This is a genomic window from Aliivibrio kagoshimensis, assembly GCF_050337105.1.
GTDB lineage: Bacteria > Pseudomonadota > Gammaproteobacteria > Enterobacterales > Vibrionaceae > Aliivibrio_A > Aliivibrio_A kagoshimensis.
This window is the reverse complement of sequence record NZ_JAKJSQ010000039.1, coordinates 1-19,475: the sequence shown is the minus strand read 5'-3', so window position 1 is coordinate 19,475 and position 19,475 is coordinate 1. Positions and strand designations below refer to the sequence as shown.

14 protein-coding genes are annotated in these 19,475 nt (G+C 44.6%); 5 read left to right on the top strand and 9 right to left on the bottom strand.

Translation table 11 applies throughout. The features are described 5' to 3' along the window. Positions 1 to 66 precede the first annotated feature (66 nt). The 5 genes from L4C32_RS13165 to L4C32_RS13145 all read right to left on the bottom strand — a co-directional run bounded on the left by L4C32_RS13165 (position 67) and on the right by L4C32_RS13145 (position 5,188). Complete coding sequence (locus L4C32_RS13165) at positions 67 to 1,341, bottom strand: ABC transporter substrate-binding protein (protein WP_428197342.1); 1,275 nt, start codon at positions 1,339 to 1,341, stop codon at positions 67 to 69. A 56-nt stretch (positions 1,342 to 1,397) separates the two neighbouring features. Next, positions 1,398 to 2,282: a carbohydrate ABC transporter permease gene (locus L4C32_RS13160; protein WP_428197341.1), complete on the bottom strand. Its 885-nt coding sequence runs from the start codon at positions 2,280 to 2,282 to the stop codon at positions 1,398 to 1,400. A 14-nt stretch (positions 2,283 to 2,296) separates the two neighbouring features. Further along, positions 2,297 to 3,154, bottom strand: coding sequence for a carbohydrate ABC transporter permease (locus L4C32_RS13155; protein ID WP_428197340.1), 858 nt, complete (start codon positions 3,152 to 3,154; stop codon positions 2,297 to 2,299). Between the two features lie 11 nt (positions 3,155 to 3,165). After that, positions 3,166 to 4,296, bottom strand: coding sequence for an ABC transporter ATP-binding protein (locus L4C32_RS13150; protein ID WP_428197339.1), 1,131 nt, complete (start codon positions 4,294 to 4,296; stop codon positions 3,166 to 3,168). 208 nt (positions 4,297 to 4,504) lie between these two features. Then, positions 4,505 to 5,188: a GntR family transcriptional regulator gene (locus tag L4C32_RS13145; RefSeq protein ID WP_428197338.1), complete on the bottom strand. Its 684-nt coding sequence runs from the start codon at positions 5,186 to 5,188 to the stop codon at positions 4,505 to 4,507. 544 nt (positions 5,189 to 5,732) lie between these two features. Between L4C32_RS13145 and L4C32_RS13140 the strand changes: the two genes are divergently transcribed. From L4C32_RS13140 to nspC, 3 genes are read left to right on the top strand one after another with little or no spacing between them, the layout of a single operon-like run. Further along, positions 5,733 to 8,660 (top strand): pyridoxal phosphate-dependent class III aminotransferase, encoded by a 2,928-nt coding sequence (locus tag L4C32_RS13140; protein ID WP_428197337.1) that lies wholly within the window; start codon positions 5,733 to 5,735, stop codon positions 8,658 to 8,660. A gap of 9 nt (positions 8,661 to 8,669) precedes the next feature. Then, positions 8,670 to 9,914: a carboxynorspermidine synthase gene (locus L4C32_RS13135; protein WP_428197336.1), complete on the top strand. Its 1,245-nt coding sequence runs from the start codon at positions 8,670 to 8,672 to the stop codon at positions 9,912 to 9,914. Between the two features lie 36 nt (positions 9,915 to 9,950). Then, positions 9,951 to 11,081: a carboxynorspermidine decarboxylase gene (gene nspC / locus L4C32_RS13130; protein ID WP_428197335.1), complete on the top strand. Its 1,131-nt coding sequence runs from the start codon at positions 9,951 to 9,953 to the stop codon at positions 11,079 to 11,081. Here the strand turns inward: nspC and L4C32_RS13125 are convergent. From L4C32_RS13125 to yccS, 3 genes are all read right to left on the bottom strand, one after another. Next, complete coding sequence (locus L4C32_RS13125; protein WP_428197334.1) at positions 11,078 to 12,220, bottom strand: DUF1501 domain-containing protein; 1,143 nt, start codon at positions 12,218 to 12,220, stop codon at positions 11,078 to 11,080. The two genes, nspC and L4C32_RS13125, sit on opposite strands and share 4 nt — an antisense overlap. 8 nt (positions 12,221 to 12,228) lie before the next feature. Next, positions 12,229 to 13,611 carry a DUF1800 domain-containing protein gene (locus L4C32_RS13120; protein WP_428197333.1) on the bottom strand — a complete coding sequence of 461 codons (1,383 nt, stop codon included), beginning with the start codon at positions 13,609 to 13,611 and terminating at the stop codon, positions 12,229 to 12,231. Between the two features lie 98 nt (positions 13,612 to 13,709). After that, positions 13,710 to 15,878: a YccS family putative transporter gene (yccS, locus tag L4C32_RS13115; protein WP_428197332.1), complete on the bottom strand. Its 2,169-nt coding sequence runs from the start codon at positions 15,876 to 15,878 to the stop codon at positions 13,710 to 13,712. Positions 15,879 to 16,061: 183 nt separating this feature from the next. On the opposite strand from yccS, the gene helD reads away from it, so the two are divergent. Continuing rightward, complete coding sequence (gene helD, locus L4C32_RS13110; RefSeq protein WP_428197331.1) at positions 16,062 to 18,125, top strand: DNA helicase IV; 2,064 nt, start codon at positions 16,062 to 16,064, stop codon at positions 18,123 to 18,125. A gap of 46 nt (positions 18,126 to 18,171) precedes the next feature. On the opposite strand, the gene L4C32_RS13105 is transcribed toward helD, so the two are convergent. Beyond that, positions 18,172 to 18,630: a methylglyoxal synthase gene (locus tag L4C32_RS13105; protein ID WP_428197330.1), complete on the bottom strand. Its 459-nt coding sequence runs from the start codon at positions 18,628 to 18,630 to the stop codon at positions 18,172 to 18,174. A gap of 334 nt (positions 18,631 to 18,964) precedes the next feature. On the opposite strand from L4C32_RS13105, the gene L4C32_RS13100 reads away from it, so the two are divergent. Beyond that, entirely contained in the window at positions 18,965 to 19,450 is a 486-nt protein-coding gene (locus tag L4C32_RS13100; protein WP_428197329.1) for a hypothetical protein, read from the top strand. Positions 19,451 to 19,475 lie beyond the last annotated feature (25 nt).

Sequence of the window (19,475 nt, the reverse complement as noted above, 5' to 3'; positions counted from 1 at the left end):
AGTAAAATGCCATATGGATCATCTCCATACGGCATTGCTTATTGTGTTTTTTCTCTGTGCTATGGATTATTTAGCGATGGATAAACCCGTTGCTTTTGCAATCTGATCAGCGGCTTTATCCAGTGCTTTTTGCGCATCAGGATACTCCCCTGACAGCACTTTTCCTTGAGTAAAAATATAGATGTCCTTGGCTTCAACCGAGTAAGGCGTGCTGGCCACAACAGGAATATCATCCAGAGTATTGAGCATGAGCTCCCAGACTTTTTGACCTCCCCAGTAAGGTTGGTCGCTATGAACATAGTTATCTTTAGTTGCCGGAAGATAGGAAGGAATCAACCCCCCTTTAAGCATGGCGATTTGATTACCTTTGTTAGCTAATGCAAATGTTATAAATTCATAGGCGATCTTTTTATGTTTGCTGTTATTGGGTATGGCAAGGGCAGAGCCACCATTGTTAGACGCTCGCACTCCGCCCGGTTTTGATGCGGGCATTAACTGCACTCCCCATTTTCCCGATTGCTCAGGCATAAAGTCTCGGATTGATCCTTCAAACCATCCTCCATATAGGGCGGTAGCAGCTTTGTTGGCACGTAGACCTTGTAGTTTTCCATCCCAGTCACCATTGCCAAGCAGATCGTTTTTCACCATTTTACTTAAGGTTTGAAGTGCATTGACACAACCAGGTTGGTTAATAGTGATTTGAACCTCACTGCCTTCATTTTTAAAGTAGCTACAGCCATTCTGCCCCGCCATCATAGAGAACCAGTTATCCCCTGAAGCGTGATTGGTGAGGGCCATTTTGACCTTGCCATCGTAAGCAGATTTCATCTTTTCACCCGCTGAGATGTAGTCGTCCCAGGTTTTGATATCGTCTGCTTTTATTCCGGCTTTTTCATACATATCACGGCGATAGAACAACACAACAGGACCTGAATCCCACGGCATCGCATAGACATTGTCACCCTTTTGTAATTCTGACCATTTGAATGAGGCAAATTGGTTGCGGTACTCTTCAATGCCAAACTCATTCAATGTGGTGAAACAGTTGGGGAAACTGTGCCAGTAACGCTCTGCCGCCTGGTTTTCTAAAGTGAGTATATCCGGTAAGTTAATGCCTCCAGCAGAGCATCCGGCTAACGCTTGGTCATAGATCTGTTGTGGCCCCATGTCGATGACTTCAACATTAACCCCTGGGTGCTGTTTTTCAAATTCAGGAGCCAGCGCTTTTAGTGCATCAGCGGCTATATCCCAACTCCAAACTTTGATGGTTTCATCTGCCTGAGCAAAATGAGAAAAACTCAGTGTTAAACAGAGTGTGCTTAACAGTGTTCTTTTATTCATCTTCATCGTGTTCCCTTTTATGTGTGAGTGAATATCCGATGTCGCGTTGTGAGAGGTTACTTAACTGCGCCTGCAGTAATGCCGGCGATCAATTGACGCTGTAAAATTAAAAATAGGAGTAAAAATGGCAGTGACATCATGACGACGCCAACCATAATCATGCTCCAGTCAACTCGGGCAATACCCAGTAGAGTACCCATGGCAACCGGGGCGGTGAACATAGTGCTGTCGGTGAGTATCAGTAACGGCCACAGGTAATCATTCCACGCAGTAAGAAAAAGAATGATGGCTAACGCTGCCATTCCAGGCCTCACCATGGGAAGCGCGATTTCAAAGAATATTCGGCTCTCACTGGCACCATCTACTCGGGAGGCATCTAACACCTCTTGAGGCAGTGATAAGAACATTTGACGCATAAAGAAAACGCCCAGTGAGTTGGCTAAATAGGGCAGTAATACCCCGATATAGCTGTTGGCCATACCAAGATCTCGAGCCACCAAGGTGCATTGAGGAATAACAACCGCCATCATCGGGATGGTTAAGGTGCCAATGATCAATGCAAAAGCCACTGTTTTGCCTTTAAAAGAGAATCGAGCGAGAGCGTAACCGGCTAAACTGGTTAAGATCATCGACAGAAAGGTAAAAGTACCTGCTACGATCACGCTATTGGTGATAGCGGTAACAAAGTCCATTTTCTCATTCAAGTTGGTAAAGTTATTAATAAATTCAGTGCCTAAACCCAGCGGAGGTGGACTGGCATAAATGGCACTCTCATCGTGACTTGAAAAGACTAACATCAACCAGATTGGTGCCAGCCATAGCAGTGCCATCAGTAACATCATTAGATGCAGAATTACGCTTTTTATCAGCTTGTTTACTTTGTGTTTACTGGCGCTGGTAAAGCGGCTATCGGCAGAGGGGTGGGTCTCTATCTGCTCCATGTGCGTCATCTCCTTTACTTTTTACCCAGCAATTTAACTTGCAGGCTGGATGTGATTACCGCTAAGAAAACCACCACATAAGCAATGACCGAGGCGTAACCAAAGTTGAAGCTTCGAAACCCTTGGTTATACATATAATTACCCAGCATGGTGGTACTGCCACTTGGTCCTCCGGCGGTAATTAGGGCAGGTTCACTAAAGAGTTGTAGGCTGCCAATAATGGAGAGGACTAAGCAGAATAGGATCACTGGTTTGAGTTGAGGCAGCGTAATATGAAAAAACTGTTGTACTTTTGATGCGCCATCTAATGAAGCAGCTTCGTATTGGTCTCGGGGAATGTTCTGCAAGCCAGCCAATAAAATGATGGCATTGTAGCCAGTCCAACGCCAAGTGACTGCCATAATGATGACGGCCATGGCGCTAGTAGGCTCATACAACCAATTGATGGGTTCAAGGCCAATCACATCAAACAGTTTATTGACCGGACCTAAATCAGTATTAAACAGCAAACGAAAGATGGCGGAATAGGCGACTTCACCCACCACAATCGGGGCGAAAAATGCAAAGCGAAAAAAACCTTTTAATCTGAGTTTTTGTGACGCTAGAATCACTGCGAGTAGGGTGGCAATAACCAACATTAATGGGGTTTGCAAGCAGACAATCCATAACGTATTTTGTAGCGCTTGCCAAAACTGAGGATCGAAGAGCACGCGTCCCCAGTTGGCGGTCAGATCAAAATGCCATGGAAAGCTTCGGGTATTCATAACAGTTAAATAGAGTGAATACCCAATCGGCCACAACCAAAATAGCGTGAAAATGGCGAAGTAAGGGGCTATGAATTTATAGGGAGTAGAGCGTTTCACTAGACTCATGCTAATGCTCCTTATGCGATGGCTGCGAGAAACTGTTGGTCTGGGAAAGGGCGTGGAATAGCCTCTCCATCCCCAGTAAAAAGGTAACAATCCTCACCTGAAAGACGGATGTAGATCTCTTGTCCCGCCTGACAGGCAATTAAATTCTCTGTTGATATGGTCAATGGCGTGTCTTGGCCCGTTTTCACATACAGCATTGCATTGCCTCCCAAGCGCTCTAATACCCCGACAGTGCCTAATAAGACGTTCTCTTGAGGCGTGGTCTCTACCATAAGGTGCTCTGGTCGAATACCTAATGTCAGAGCATCGCCAATAGCACAGTTGTGGCCTGGTTGAACGGGAATAGTCGTTTGGGTTTGGGAGTAATTTTCTGTAACAGTCACCGTGGTGTGAGAAATGGCGGCAACGGTAGTGCTTAAAAGGTTCATGGTGGGTGAGCCTATGAAGGTGGCAACGAAAAGGTTCGCAGGTTGATAGTAGAGCTCTAATGGTGAGGCGGTTTGCTCAATCGCCCCATCTTGCAACACAACAACGATGTCAGACAGGGTCATGGCTTCTATTTGATCGTGAGTGACGTATACCATTGTGGTATCGAGCTCTTGGTGCAGTCTGACTATTTCCATTCGCATGGTGACTCGCATTGAAGCATCGAGGTTTGATAGTGGTTCATCAAATAGAAATACGTCCGGCTCACGCACAATCGCTCGTCCAATCGCAACCCTCTGTCTCTGACCTCCAGAGAGTTGGCTAGGTTTACGGGATAGGTAGGACTCAAGCTCTAGGGCTTTGGCAACCGCGGTGACACGCTGCTCAATATCGGCTTTACTTTTTTTCGCTAACTTTAAACAGTAACCAATATTTTGCGCAACCGTCATGTGTGGATAGAGTGCATAAGATTGAAACACCATTGAGATGTTTCGTTGGGCAGGGGGAAGATGTGAAATGGCATGGTGACCCGTTGAGATCTCTCCTGAGTTAATCTCCTCTAAGCCTGCAATGCAGCGTAAGAGAGTCGATTTCCCGCAACCTGACGGGCCTAAAAAACTGACAAACGATTTATCCGGTATCTGTAAATCAATCTCTTTGAGTACTTCGGTTTTACCGTAACTTTTTGATAAATTACTGATGGTGAGACTGGCCATTTCTACCTACTATAAATAATTCTTCTTGCTCTATTGTTGCGATGAAATGTCCGCAATTACAATTAACAAAATATTATCTATGGGTAAGTTTTTCTATGGGTATCGAAGCGAGTGTGAGGTTCAAAAGGGACGGGGGAGTGTTGCCGCGCGGAGAAATAAAAAAAGGCCACATTAATCGGCCTTTTTATGTTGCTGTTATTTCATACTTCTATTTATCGCTAGGTTCGTTTTGTTGCAATAACAAGTCTCTAATAGCATGACCAGCTTCAATAATATGCTTTCGTAACAGCTCTTTTGCACCTTCAACATCTCGTTGCTGACAAAGCTCAAACAGCCGATGGTGTTCACTTTCTGCTTTTTTGATGCCAGTCGTAAATAGCAACTGCATACGAATATAGCGGTCACACTTGGTGTTTAAGCTATAAACGATGTCCATAGATTCTGGAAGGTTTGCCGGTTGATAAAGCGCTTTGTGGAAGTCGTAATTATACGCACTCCACTCTTCAATATTGGTACCGCTCTCGACCGCTTGTTCGAAGTTTAATTTCACGGTTTCGATATTGGCTAAATCAATATCCGTCATATTAACGATGGCACGCTCAAGCACGTAACACTCAAGAATTGCCCTTAGCGCAAACAATTCATCAATCTTTTCGGGTGAAAGCTCAGTAACGGTTGCCCCTTTATGGGATTCAAATTGCACCAATCCCTGGACTTCCAATTGCATTAACGCTTCTCTTACTGGTATTCGACTTACTTCCAACTCTTTCGCAATGGCATCCTGCCTTAGTGGCTGGCCTGCTTTAAATTCCCCTGATAGAATTTTAGTACGAATGGCTTCTTCAACGATTTGGGTTCGGGTTTTGAAAACCAGTCCTTTCTTTGAGGACATAAAACCGCTCCTTGTTCTTATTATATTATATGCAATTCATTATCTATTCATAATGTGAATTGTAAAGCGTTTGTGAGTGAAACTTTGAAATACTCATTCAGATAAGAATATAAGTTGTGATTATGAACGTCTTTATGATAAATTCTCGGCAACTCTGCGCATAACAATCTCTTTACTGAGTTATGCATCAATATTTATGTAGGTACTAGTGTGTTTGAGCAAAGATACTAGTAGACGGGAAATATAGTGTTTGAAGGACACTCATTTTAGGAACCCAACCATGAAGACATTTGCCCAAGAAATCTTAAACTTCTGCCTGACCGAAGACCGCATTATTACTGAGCCTTGAGTTCCTCTCTTAATATCTCGAAATAACATTTTATAAATTTAACAATAATTGCCATATGTATGGTGATCTATTTTTGTCATCTATTGCGCCCGAAAACCATCAACTCATCTCTCATGTGTTGATGGTTTTACGTTGCCATTGATTCTTAATATCAATGATAAATGACAACAGTAGGGTATTAATTGGATAGGCTCCATGAACAATATTAATGACTTAGACAAAATGACACACACTTTAGATGTGCCTGTTGTTAATGGGTTATATAACCTTGAACCGGATCAAACACTCCTTAATCAGCAACAGAATGAATCGGATGTTCGTTCGTATCCAAGACGCATTCCTATTGCTATCGAAAAGGCGTATGGCGCACTGATAGAAGATACCCGTGGTCAGTTATTTCTTGACTGTTTAGCTGGAGCGGGCACCTTAACGCTGGGCTATAACCATCCGGAGATAAATCGCGAAATTAAAACGCAGCTGGATTCTGGTCTGCCGTACCAAACGTTAGACATCACAACGCCAGTCAAAGATCGATATATGCGTGCGATATTAGATTTCTTACCCACAGAGTTTGCCAGAAACGCTTGTATTCAGTTCTGTGGACCTTCTGGAGCCGATGCCGTTGAAGCGGCGATCAAACTGGCTAAGCAGACGACCGGACGAAATACCATGGCGGCATTTCACGGCGCATACCACGGTATGACAAATGGCACGATGGCGATGATGGGTAACCTCAGCACCAAAGCGCGACGTCAAGGTTTGATGGCTGACGTTCACTTTTTACCTTTCCCTTATCGTTTACGTTGCCCCTATGGGTTGAGTGGGGATGAAGGGGCGAAGCAGAGTCTGCGTTATATCGAGAGAATGTTGTGTGACGATGAGAGCGGAGTGCAAAAACCTGCTGCGATTATCGTTGAACCTGTCCAAGGCGAAGGTGGAGTGATTCCTGCTCCCGCATTTTGGTTACAAGAGTTACGTCGGATTACCAAAGAGCAGGGGATTCTATTAATCTTTGATGAGATCCAGTGTGGCATCGGTAAAACTGGATATAATTTTGCATTTGAAGAGTCAGGGGTTACCCCCGATATTCTCTGCCTTTCAAAAGCTGTGGGTGGCGGTTTGCCAATGTCACTGTTGGTGTTTGATAAATCGATTGATACTTGGTTACCTGGTGAACACACTGGAACGTTCCGTGGCAACCAGTTAGCCATGGCCACAGGAGCAAAAGCGTTAGAGATAATCACTCGTGATGGGTTAACTCAATATGCGCAAGAGGCAGGACACTATTTTCAACAAGGGTTGGAAAAAATAGCGAGTCAAACCAGCTGCATTGCTGAGGTACGTGGTAAAGGCTTAATGCTTGGCATGGAAATAGTCAAACCTTGCGGTGCACGTAACAAGTTTGGTGAGCCGGAGGCTGATCCTGATCTAACCGCAAATATCCAAAGAGCGGCACTAGAGCGTGGGCTGATTATTGAGAAAGGCGGACGTCAAGGCTCAGTGCTTCGCCTGCTCCCCCCTTTGATCATCAGTTATGAGCAGATAGACTTTGCCCTTGATGTGATTGAGCGTGCGATCGACTCCTTAGTGGATAATCAAACCAATGCGAATATAGAGATGCCATCACTTGGTGATCATCACCCGTGGCATCATCACTTTATTCAAACTTCAGAAGGTGGTGCGGATAACTTTGAATCGGCGCTAAACCAGACCACACAAGTATTAAAATCGGTCTTTGAAGGGGCGACACAACCCTATTCAGGACTCGAACCGCAGCAGTTGCAGACATTGATCAATGAGCTGGACCTTGATGATGTACAGATGCCTCTTGAAACCGTGATTGAACAAACGGGTGAGTTAATTGCCCGTAACTCTATCATTGTTCAGCACCCTAATTGCATTGCGCATTTACATACTCCTCCACTCTTGCCTGCGGTGGCAGCGGAAGCGTTTATCAGTGCCCTGAATCAGTCAATGGACTCTTGGGATCAGGCCAGTGCGGCAACCTATGTTGAACAAAAAGTGCTGGACTGGGCGTGTGACACGTTTAAGTTAGGCGCCAAGTCTGACGGAGTGATGACCAGCGGGGGCACACAAAGTAATTTAATGGGCCTTTTACTTGCTCGTGACTGTGCGGCGGAGCAACTTACCGGTCACAACATTCAAAAGCAGGGTTTACCTGATTACGCGGGTAAAATGCGAATCCTCTGTTCAGACAAATCTCACTTTACGGTACAAAAGTCAGCGTCGTTGATGGGGCTGGGTGAACACTCTGTGGTTTGCGTTGATACTGATCTGAATGGCACCATCAAACTGGATGCTCTATCGACCACCATTGCCAACCTGAAGTCTGAGGGTTTGCTGCCGTTTGCGTTAGTGGCAACGGCAGGCACGACCGATCATGGTGCGATTGATGACCTTGCATCAATGTCCGACATTGCCGAGCAGCAAAAGCTCTGGTTACACGTTGATGGTGCCTATGGTGGAGCTTTGATGCTTAGCAGTCATAGTGCTCGATTAAAGGGGATAGAGAAAGCAGATTCGATCAGTGTTGATTTCCATAAGCTGTTTTATCAGCCAATCAGTTGTGGGTCGATTCTGCTCAAAGATAAGAAGCACTTTAAGTACTTTTTACACCATGCGGACTACTTAAATCGCGAACATGATGAACTGCCAAATTTGGTGGACAAATCCATCGCGACGACTCGACGTTTTGATGCCTTGAAAGTCTTGATGACCATGCAGTGCGTTGGGCCTAAACAGTTGGGTGAAATGTTTGACCACCTGTTAATTCAGACCAAACAGATAGCCACATGGGTTGACCAAAGTAGCCAATTTGAACTGTTGGCTGATCCGTCTCTCTCTACTGTGCTGTTTAAGTATGTCGGCAGCGAGGGCAATCAAAGCGTCGGGCATATTGATGAGATGAACCGATTAATAAGAACAGAAGCGTTAGTGAAAGGGATCGCGGTGCTTGGTGAAACCACCGTAGCAGGCCGCTCTGCACTGAAATTAACCATTTTAAATCCTTGTTTACGTTTAACGGATTTTGAATCACTGTTTAATGGAATACTTGCGTTGGCTCAACAGATTGAAACCAACGGCAACACACAAATTATATAAGGAAAAGAGATGTCTATTTTACAAATTGGTGCTGGTGGCGTTGGTTGGGTTATTGCTCATAAAGCGGCGCAAAATAATGATGTATTAGGGGATATTACCATCGCCTCTCGCACACTCTCTAAGTGTGACAAAATCATCCATTCGATTAAAGGGCGTAATAACCTAAAAGACAGCAGTAAAAAGTTAGAGTCACGCCAAGTTGATGCTGATGATGTTTCTGCATTGGTAAGCTTGATTGAGGAGCTGCAACCGGATTTGGTGATCAATGCGGGGCCTCCGTGGGTTAACGTCGCGATCATGGAAGCCTGTTACCAAGCTAAAGTCTCTTACATGGATACGTCGGTCGCGACCGATCTATGCAGTGAAGGGCAGCAAGTACCTGAAGCGTATGATCCACAGTGGGCTTTCCGTGAAAAGTTCGCTCAAGCAGGTATTACGGGCATTTTAGGTGCGGGTTTTGATCCTGGTGTAGTAAGTGTTTTTGCAGCTTATGCCGTTAAACACCTGTTTGATGAGATTGAGTCAATTGATGTCATGGATGTGAATGCTGGTGACCATGGCCAAAAATTTGCGACTAACTTTGATCCTGAAACCAACATGCTTGAGATCCAAGGAGACTCATTTTACTGGGAGAACGGTGAGTGGAAACAGGTGGCTTGCCATACTCGTATGCTTGAGTTTGATTTTCCTTTAGTTGGTTCACAAAAAGTGTACTCAATGGCGCACGACGAAGTGCGTTCTATGAAAGAGTTTATTCCCGCAAAACGCATCGAATTCTGGATGGGATTTGGTGATGCATATCTGAACTATTTTAATTGCATGCGTGATATCGGCCTGTTATCGCCCGATCCGATCACTCTGCACGATGGCACGGTAGTTGAACCGTTGAAAGTCCTTAAAGCGCTACTGCCTGATCCGACGTCATTGGCTCCTGGCTACACCGGAAAAACCTGCATTGGAACTTGGGTTCAGGGTGTGAAAGACGGTAAAGAACGCAGTGTGTTTTTATACAATAATGCTGACCATGAAGTGGCTTATGCGGATGTTGAGCATCAGGCCATCTCATACACAACAGGCGTTCCAGCGATTACTGCCGCTCTTCTTTACTTCCGTGGCCAATGGAGTGACAAAGGGCTGTTCAATATGGAGCAGCTTGACCCTGATCCGTTCTTGGCCTTAATGCCTGAGATTGGTTTGGACTGGCATGTTCAAGAGCTAGAAGTAAAACAACCGCACATTCATATTTTAAAATAATGGTCGGTGTGGCGCCTATTTGAACTGGAAAAATCGATGACAGAACAAGAATTAAAAACACCTTATTTTCTGATTGATGAAAATAAACTGGTGGCTAATTTAGAGATTGCCAAGCGACTCAAAGCGCTCTCTGGTGTGAAATTGGTGCTTGCTCTCAAGTGCTTTTCAACCTGGGGGGTGTTTGACATTATCAAACCCTATTTGGATGGCACAACCAGCAGTGGCCCCTACGAAGTGAAGTTGGGTCACGAAACGTTTGGTGGCGAAACACATGCTTATAGTGTGGGCTATAGTGAAGAGGATGTACTGGAAGTTGCTGATCTGTGTGACAAATTGATTTTTAACTCGCAAAGTCAGCTTGAGGCCCATCGTCATTTGGTGGAAGGCAAGGCATCGATTGGTTTGCGTCTCAATCCAGGTGTCAGTTGTGCTGGGCAAGATTTAGCCGATCCTGCCCGCCGTTACTCCCGTTTAGGAGTGCATAAAAATCAGCTTAAACTGAGTAATATCGATACGATTGACGGTGTAATGTTTCACATGAACTGTGAGAATAAATGCGCAACCTCATTTGTGCAGCTATTGGATCAACTCTCTGAACAGTTTGGTGAACAACTTGATAAGCTTGACTGGGTTAGTTTGGGGGGCGGTGTCTTTTTTACTTGGCCTGACTACGATCTAGAGGGGTTAGCGAACGGGTTAAAGGCGTTCGCACAACAGCACAATGTGCAACTCTATCTAGAACCCGGTGAGGCGATCATTACCAAAACCACTGACTTAGTGGTGACGGTGGTGGACGTGGTTGAAAACGAGGTGCAAACTGCGATTGTTGACAGTGCAACCGAAGCACACCGTTTGGATACCTTGATTTATAACGAACCCGCTACGATTGAGCAGGCGAGTGAGCAGGGGGAGCATCACTATATTATCGGCAGTTGTTCCTGTTTAGCTGGTGATCAGTTTTGCGTTACTCAGTTTGAACAGCCGTTGAAGATTGGTCAACGTCTCAATATTATGGATAGCGCGGGTTATACAATGGTGAAGCTCAACTGGTTTAATGGCCTTAAAATGCCGGCAATTTATTGTAAAAAAAGCAGTGGAGAACTTAAAAAACTGAACGAGTTTGGTTACCAAGATTTTAAGCGTTCCCTGTCGCAGTGGAGCGTTTAATAACGGATTAAATTAAGAGTCGATTTCACTTGGTGGCTATTAGGAAAAGCACGGTTAATGGTTGATACCGATAACTGTAAATGGTCACTAAGTACCGCCTTTATCACCTCTCGCATGTCGGTCGTAGGGGCTAAGTCTCGGCCTTGATAGAGATCGTTGGCGCTGAGTCCCGGCCAGCGGGTAATTAATTGTCCGCCATTTACTGCTCCGCCAGCAACAAACATCGCATTTGCCGTGCCGTGGTCGGTGCCTTTGGTGCCATTCTCTGCGGCAGTACGGCCAAACTCACTGGCGACCATAACGACGGTTCGGTTCCAGTTTGAACCTAAAGCACGCTTTAACTTGGCTAAGCCAGTGTCTAATACTTTCAATTGATTCGAGAGTTTTCCTGAGGTAGACCCTTGATACGCATGGGTATCCCAGCCCCCAAGTTCTAACACCGCAATATTGGGCCCTGATGGGGCGGATAGGAACCTGCCAGCGTTGTCGCATAGATTATTAAATTTTTTCGACGCTTTACCGCTAGCAGAGGAGGCCATGCTGTTCACTCGCATCATTTGACCGAAGTTTCTGGATAGGGTTTTATCTGATTGCAGCATTTCACCTAAGAGGGTTTGCAATTCGTCTTCAGCTTTTAATTTATTTGGGTACCAACTGCCTGAGGGCGCATCCCCTTGTAGGATCAGTGGCATCCCTGAATCGATGGCAATACTGCTATTGTGTTGAGCATTTTCTACCACTCGGTTTAACCAGCCTGAGTTATGAAATGGGTCGTCGGTACCATTCTCTAATACTTTTTGCCCATCAAAATGCGAGCGCGCACGATATGGACTGGCACAGGCATGGACAAGGGCGAGCTCCCTATTTTGATACCAAGTATAAAGGTTTTTTAGGGCTGGGTTGAGTCCGAAAAATCCATCAATATCGTTGAGCTGTGATTGTTTCAGGCCAATAGATGGGCGAAGGTGGCTGTAGTTAATGTCGTTATACGGCACGACCACGTTGAGCCCATCCATTGCGCCTCGTAACGTGACCCATACCAAAATAGAGGAAGAAGGGGTGCTGGCAAAGGAGAGGGTTGGCAGTGCGCTAGAGATCCCAATAGCGGCCATGGATTTGAGCAGATCACGTCTTTTCATAACAGCCTCTATCGATATTGAAACTGTGGACTGAGCCACAAGAGAGTAAGTTTGTTGATGAGATCATCCGTTTTACTAAGAGCGGCAAAGAGGTGTTGGTCGATATCATTGCCGTACAGTGACGAGATTAAGTCGTTAACGATAAATGTAGAGCCACCACTCTGTTTTTTACTCTCTTTCACTACTATTCTGGCGTAACGTTGTGCAAGCTGCCAACGCTGAGTGAGTGCCGATGCACTGTTATAATCACTATCTCTATCTGACCACCCTGCTGGAGATCCTGCCATAAAAGGTTCTTGCCCTAGCTGCTGCAGTGCTTGATGAACCACGTTATTTGATGGGTAGTGATTGGCACTGCGTAATACTGAAAATAGCCACTGTTGCGGGGTTCTAAATCGAACCGGATTCGCTGTCCAGCAGTCTGGATGTTGAATCAAAACAGTATAAACAGGCATTAGTTGGCCTTTTGAAGCAATAAATGCCGCAGTGAGTTGCTGTTCGAGATCGGCGTGTCCGCTTCCAGCAAAGTGTTGGGCCAGTTTTTTTGCAATATGAGCGGCAGTATTGGGGTGAAGGGCAAGGTCATGTAAACAGGCTTCTCCTTGCTCAATATCTGTTTGTCGATATTGAGTATCCATTAGGGTAATGGGGCCAGGCTGATGACGCTTTTTATTGAAGGTAAATCCAGCGTCCTGCTCGGTCTTTACTTTAACACTCCAACCGGTGATCGCTTTCGCTAACTGAATGATATCGAGTTGAGTATATCCACCGTTGACGCCTAAGGTGTGCAGCTCTAAGATCTCTCGAGCGAGGTTTTCATTTAACCCTTTGTCGGTACGCTTTCCTTGAGTAGATTCGGGGCCGATAGAGAGGTTGTTATCCAAATAGATGAGCATGGCAGGGTGTTGACTCACCTGACGCAGCATGGTGGAAAAGTCCCCATTCCAGTTGGCTCGAATCACTTCATTCTCAATACTAGCAACAAACGGACGAACTCGACGGTTATCGGCAGAGACTGAAAAGTGATTGCTCCAAAATTGAATTAAACGCTCTTGAAAACTGAGAGGCGTTGAGAAGCTCTGCTGGTTTCTAGCGTAGACCTGCTGAGAGTAGTGGCTTCGCTGAAACTGATTAATTTTTTTTTGTAGAGCGACTTTTGCTTGGCTCTCAGTGGTTTTCTTTCGTTGCTGCTGCAATTGGTACATTGCCGACAGGATTAGCGCACTCGATGGGAGTGCATTGATGGAGGGGTGAACATAAGGTGTCGCGTTAAGTTGTTGTTCAAGCCAGTGCTGAGCACCAAGCTCTTTGATATTATTCCCGTCAGCCGCCATCGAACCAAACCCAAAGCGTTGAGTAGCAATAGTGTGACTCGAATAGTGTAAGATCATAACAACGCCCCTGAAACCTAATGGGTTAAGTGTATCAGGGGAGTGGGAAAATGTGAGGGAATTGCGGTTAATTTTCAGTAAGTTTGATCGCCATCAACTCATTTTTTACTTGGCATTTTAGCTTGTGCTCTTGACGCGACTTTATTCGCCAACGAATGCATTTCAGGCATCATACGGTGAATCAGGTGGATCTGTTGTAATACCATCTTAACTGAATCTGCGTCATCCTCTCGCCATTGACCTAAACGTTTGTCCAAATCTTGGTCCTCTTTCTCTGTCGGGTTACTCTCTTTGGTCAATTGGTTCAACTGCTCACTCATACTAGAGAGGTGGCGATGAATAACACGATGAGACTCTGCCACTAATTGATGCGTTACCTCGTCACTTAATCGAGTGCGGTGAGCACCCAACGCTGAGATGTAACTGAGCATGGCGTGATTGAGGCAGAGAAAACGAAAGCTCTCATCCACATAGGTACGGTACCGCCCCGGTTCTACTAGCATGTTGTTAATGGCTGAGCTGAGTTGTGCATCAGCATTGTGTGCTTTGCGACGTGCAATACGATAGGCGAGGCTGTCTTTTTTCCCTGCTCGGTATTGGCCGATAATTTGTGCCAAATAGTCTTGATTAGCTTTGACTGCATCGCTCATGACTTTGTGCAAGCGCCTTGATTGCCAATCGGGAAAGATGAAGGTCACGGCTAACACGGCGAGTAAGCAACCAAGCAGAGTATCTCCAAGCCTCGGCAGAATCACGGCATACCCATCGCCAAGCTGGTTAAAACCAAACAAGACTAATAGCGTGATAAATGCCGTTGAAAAGCGATAGTTTTGGCGACGGAAAGCGAAAAACAGTACGCCAGCAATGACCATTAGCACTAACTGACTGTCATGGGACGGGAACAGCATTAACAGTGGAATACCCAGCAGAATACCTGCAATGGTACCGACAACACGGGCTATCAGTTTCACCTTGGTCGAGCTGTAGTTGGGCTGACAGACAAAAAGGGTGGTGAGCAAAATCCAGTAGCCATTATCAAGCTGGGTTAATTGAATAATGCCATATCCGATGGTTAAGGCGACAGCCATACGAATAGCGTGACGAAAGAGCATTGATCGCGTATTGAAGTTGGCGATAACTCGTTGCCCCATCTCTTTTAGGGTGTGGGCGTTATCATCCGCCAGAACACTCTCATCACTGTCTGAGATCTCAAGAGGATTCCCGATGTTTGATAATTGGCGTTCCACCGTAGAGAGGTTATTCAGTAGATACTCCAGTTGAATCAGTGATAGACGCCACTCTGCATTGTTTTGTTGCTTTAAAAACTGTAAAGAGTCGGTCATCTCATCAATGGCTGTGGACGAAGAGGGGTGTGAATAGGCATTGCCCAAGCGCAAAGCATTGGCTGCTTGATCACACGCTTTAGATTGCTGTTTTAATAGATGCTCTAAACGAAACAGAATGTCACTACGCTTGAAGTTGGAGGCCAGATCTTGATAACGGTAGTGGGTTGAACTGACTCGTTCGTGGATATCTTGCGCTAGAAAATAGATCTTTAAGAATCGATCTTTTGCCCCCACCACGTGCCCACGTTTTGCGCGTGCTAATAGCGTTGCTTTGCAGTTATTGAGGGCAGTGACTACTTTCACATTCTGTTGTGAAGCTTTGATGCGATAAGGCTGTGGGTTTAGATTGGATACTGGGTGAAAGAGTTCACTCTTAATGATGAGGTTTTTTCCTAGAGCGTCAAACACTTCCGCTAAGCTCTGTTGTACTGGTTGCATAGGCCAAAAAAGTTGCCAACACAGGGAGATGAAGTAATACCAAGCTGCGCCACTGAGTAGCATACTTGGTTGATACCAAATGTTGGTACTTTCTGACGCCCCTAACATGGTATAGATCGCCATCATCAAGGAGCCAAATGCAATGCCTGCGTACCTAGGGCCAATGGCACCGAGCATGATAAATGCTATCGATGAGAAGAAAAGTCCCGCAGCAAAAAAAACGGGGTAATTAAAAAGTAACTCAATAGAGAAAGAGGCAATGGCAAAGCTGATAAGGGTAAGGCTTTGTGCTTTAATTCGCCCTGAGAAGCTGCCATCTGTTTCAGCCAATGCCGCGGCGATAATGCCTAAAATAAGCAAGGTTGCAGTGCTGTTTTGATCAAAGTACCAACAGGGAATAACTACCCCCAATAGGGCCAGTAATATACGAACACTGTAATTTATATGGTTGTTTGCCCAATATTTTTTGATGGTTGAGTTCATTTCTACGCTTATTGTGAGAACGTTCAAAATAGAGGCTTATCATAGCAAAGCTACAGCCAACTCTTAATCAGTAAATGCAATAAACATCATAAATTTCTTTCACCATTTAATTCGTATTCAATCAGTGGAACTGTTAATCTGACTGTGTTTATTTACAGTGTTATATGCATGAATGGATTTTTGATGGAATTACGAGCAAGTCGTTTGGCACAAGTGTTTGTACAAGGTGATAACTATCAATTGGTTTTGGATGATAATAAGTTAAATTTAGTATCAAAATTTAAGACTGACGAGCTGTTATTTGAGCATTGGAATGGTTCGGTTACTGTACAGCGCGGTCTCTTATGGGGCAGCTTGGTTTTTCATGATCATCATAATCAGCCTAAGTGGAGAGTATTTGGTCTTCCTTGGTGGAAGTGTAAACACACCGCAGAACAGCTTTCTCAATGTCATTTAGAGTGGAAAAATAACTGCATCAAACGGTTAGAAGCATTGCTGCCCGATCTCGAACAAAAGATTGATCAATTATTGAGCGCCAATCAATACATTAAGCACTCAATGGTCACTCAATTAGCGCAGGATCTACAGCAGTCGTTTCATCAAGCAGAGATGAGTGATTCCCTGGCTCGTTCGTTAATGCCAAATCGGGTTGAACCTATCTTAGGCTGGATCACACAAGCTAACGAATGGGCTAGCCAGTTTAATCAGCAGTGGGTAGCGGCAGAGCAACTGCGTTGGCAAGAGTGGTTTTCAAGTTGCGAATCGAGCCCACTTAACTTGTCGCAGCAGCAGGCTGTGTTGATGAATGATGATCATAATTTACTATTGGCTGGCGCCGGCTCAGGAAAAACCAGCGTATTAATGGCCCGAGTGGGCTACTTAATTAAAAGTGGCAAAGCACAAGCGTCGGAGATCGTATTGCTGGCATATGGGCGCCAAGCGGCTCAAGAGATGTCGCAGCGTCTGATTACAAAACTGGGTGAAGCGCTGGGAAAGAAGGTTAAAGTGACGACGTTTCATCAGTTTGCTTTAGAAGTGATCCGAGAAGTGGAGTACCACTCGCCAGTGATCTCACCACTCGCCACAGATAAAGAGGCGAAGTCTATCTGGTTAACAGAGCAGTTGAGTGAGCAGTGGCAAAACGAAACAGCCATCAAACGCTGGCAAAAGCATCATCAACAGTGGCCATTCGCGAAATTAAATGCGGATGAAGTACTACTAGAGCAGTCGGCAAACCCGCTACTACACGGATGGGTTTTTCAACAGATAGAGGCGTTAAATAACCAACAGGCATCGAGCAAAAAAGAGACAGTTAGCACACTTGAGCAGCACGGGGAGTTAGTGAAGCTAAAGAGCGAACTTAATTTGATTTGGCCTCTGTACAAAGCGTATTTGAAAGCACTAAAACAGAACCGTGCTTTTGACTTTACCAGCATGATCAATAAAGCGATTGATTACCTTGATCAGGGTAAATACACGGCGAATTATCGGTATGTTATGGTTGATGAGTATCAAGATATTTCACCACAGCGTTTGCAACTGCTTGAAAGCCTTTGCCAAGTTACGAGTGCTTCTCTGTTTGCTGTTGGTGATGATTGGCAGGCGATTTATCGATTCACAGGTGCAGATGTCAATCTAACCACAGGTTTTGAACAGCGTTTTGGGGCGTGTACTGTGAACTTTTTGGATACCACGTATCGATTTAACAGCCAGATTGGAGCTGTTGCCAATCGTTTTATTCAACAGAATCCTGCTCAAATTAAGAAGAGCTTAAACAGTATTAAGCAGCAGAAGCAAAAAGCGGTCACGGTTATTCATCATGCAGCGTTAGCTGAGACATTAAAGACGTTACACGAGAAATGTAAAAAGGGTGAAAGCGTGTTATTGATTGGCCGTAATCACTACCATCGGCCGGAAGAGCTACTAAATTGGTGTTCGGAGTTGCCAAACCTTAGTCTTGAGTTTTCGACTTGCCATGCTAGCAAAGGTCGAGAAGCGGATTATGTGGTAATCGTTAATCTTGATAAAGGGCAGTTCCCAACATTCACACGTCAAGTGTCATTAAAAGAGGCTCTGTTGGCCAGTGAAGACACATTCGCTGATGCGGAAGAGAGAAGACTGTTTTATGTGGCGATGACCAGAGCGAAGAAAAGAGTATGGCTAACAACAGTTAAAGAGCCTTCGCCTTTTATCAATGAGTTGAAAGAAGAGGGATATCCCATTATTTATAAATTAAAAAAACAGTGAATGAATAGGTAACCACCTATTACAATCACTGAATGTAGAGGGGCCGTTAAGAGATTCTCTCTGCTAAGTAGGCTTGATAGTCTGGAATTTCAATCTCTACTTCTTGATCGAGAAGTGGAGAGTGAATCATGAAGTTAGCACTGGCGCGATTAGTCGCTACAGGAACATTCCAAACCGCAGCAATACGCAGTAGTGCTTTGACATCTGGGTCATGTGGAACGGCATTTAATGGATCCCAGAAAAAAATCATCATATCGATTTTTCCTTCAGAGATAAGTGCACCTAGTTGTTGATCACCGCCCATCGGGCCACTGATTAAGTTTTTAATGGCGAGCCCTGTTTCACTGGTTAACATGTGCCCAGTGGTGCCTGTGGCAAATAGGAAGTGCGATTGCAGTTTTTCTTTATTCTCTCTCACCCATCTAAGCAGTTCATCCTTACAATTGTCATGTGCAACTAAAGCGATATGCTTATGGGCTGCCATCATTCGAGTTGTTTTTTGCATCTTGCACTCCACGATTAATGCTAATTTTATAACTTGTTTCGAGTGTACTTAATTTCAAAAGTAACTCAATGAAAATGCACGCTATAGAAGAGGTGAACGAAAGAATTTTTCGATATTGCTGATGGGTTATCTTATTTAATAGACAGTACTCGCTTTGAAAGTATGACAAATATCACGTTTTTCTCGCAATGTTGGTTCTATTGACTACGCTTAAATAGTCAAAAAATTATAAGAGAATGTAAGAATGTAAGAATGTAAGAATGTAAGAATGTAAGAATGTAAAAAGTAATAGATTGGTCACGCTTTTGTTGGCTACTAATACAAGGAGAGCATTATGTGGGCAACATTGGAGTTCGAATCGTCTGGTCTTACAACTTGTTCTTATCCAATCGAAGTTGGATATGCATCATCTGATGGTGAGAGTTATTCACTATTAATCGATCCAAGACGCTCAGGGGCAGACTGGAATCGTTGGGATGATGAGTTCGCAGATCAAAAACACAGTATCTCATTAGCGGATTTGTATAGCAGTGGTTATCCTGCGATACAGGTGTGCCAGAAACTTAATCAAGCATTGTGCGATAGTAAATGTGTATTTTGTTCTAGTCAGTGGAATCTATTGTGGTTAGCAAAACTGTACCAAGCGGCAAGAATGCGCCCAACCTATCAGGTTGTTGAGATTAACCAATGGCTCAAAGAGAATGAGGGTATCGATCCCAAAATATTCCATAGAGTGTTGAATGAAAGTGGCAATATGAAATTCCGTGCTGAACATGATGCGATACAGATCCAATCCGCGATTGATAAGTTACTTACTTAAAATAGAATTAAACAGTATAATACTC

Excerpts from the sequence above, each read along its gene's own strand:
- L4C32_RS13165 (WP_428197342.1), bottom strand. The coding sequence starts at position 1,341 with ATGAATAAAAGAACACTGTTAAGCACACTCTGTTTAACACTGAGTTTT.
- L4C32_RS13160 (WP_428197341.1), bottom strand. The coding sequence starts at position 2,282 with ATGGAGCAGATAGAGACCCACCCCTCTGCCGATAGCCGCTTTACCAGC.
- L4C32_RS13155 (WP_428197340.1), bottom strand. The coding sequence starts at position 3,154 with ATGAGTCTAGTGAAACGCTCTACTCCCTATAAATTCATAGCCCCTTAC.
- L4C32_RS13150 (WP_428197339.1), bottom strand. The coding sequence starts at position 4,296 with ATGGCCAGTCTCACCATCAGTAATTTATCAAAAAGTTACGGTAAAACC.
- L4C32_RS13145 (WP_428197338.1), bottom strand. The coding sequence starts at position 5,188 with ATGTCCTCAAAGAAAGGACTGGTTTTCAAAACCCGAACCCAAATCGTT.
- L4C32_RS13140 (WP_428197337.1), top strand. The coding sequence starts at position 5,733 with ATGAACAATATTAATGACTTAGACAAAATGACACACACTTTAGATGTG.
- L4C32_RS13135 (WP_428197336.1), top strand. The coding sequence starts at position 8,670 with ATGTCTATTTTACAAATTGGTGCTGGTGGCGTTGGTTGGGTTATTGCT.
- nspC (WP_428197335.1), top strand. The coding sequence starts at position 9,951 with ATGACAGAACAAGAATTAAAAACACCTTATTTTCTGATTGATGAAAAT.
- L4C32_RS13125 (WP_428197334.1), bottom strand. The coding sequence starts at position 12,220 with ATGAAAAGACGTGATCTGCTCAAATCCATGGCCGCTATTGGGATCTCT.
- L4C32_RS13120 (WP_428197333.1), bottom strand. The coding sequence starts at position 13,611 with ATGATCTTACACTATTCGAGTCACACTATTGCTACTCAACGCTTTGGG.
- yccS (WP_428197332.1), bottom strand. The coding sequence starts at position 15,878 with ATGAACTCAACCATCAAAAAATATTGGGCAAACAACCATATAAATTAC.
- helD (WP_428197331.1), top strand. The coding sequence starts at position 16,062 with ATGGAATTACGAGCAAGTCGTTTGGCACAAGTGTTTGTACAAGGTGAT.
- L4C32_RS13105 (WP_428197330.1), bottom strand. The coding sequence starts at position 18,630 with ATGCAAAAAACAACTCGAATGATGGCAGCCCATAAGCATATCGCTTTA.
- L4C32_RS13100 (WP_428197329.1), top strand. The coding sequence starts at position 18,965 with ATGTGGGCAACATTGGAGTTCGAATCGTCTGGTCTTACAACTTGTTCT.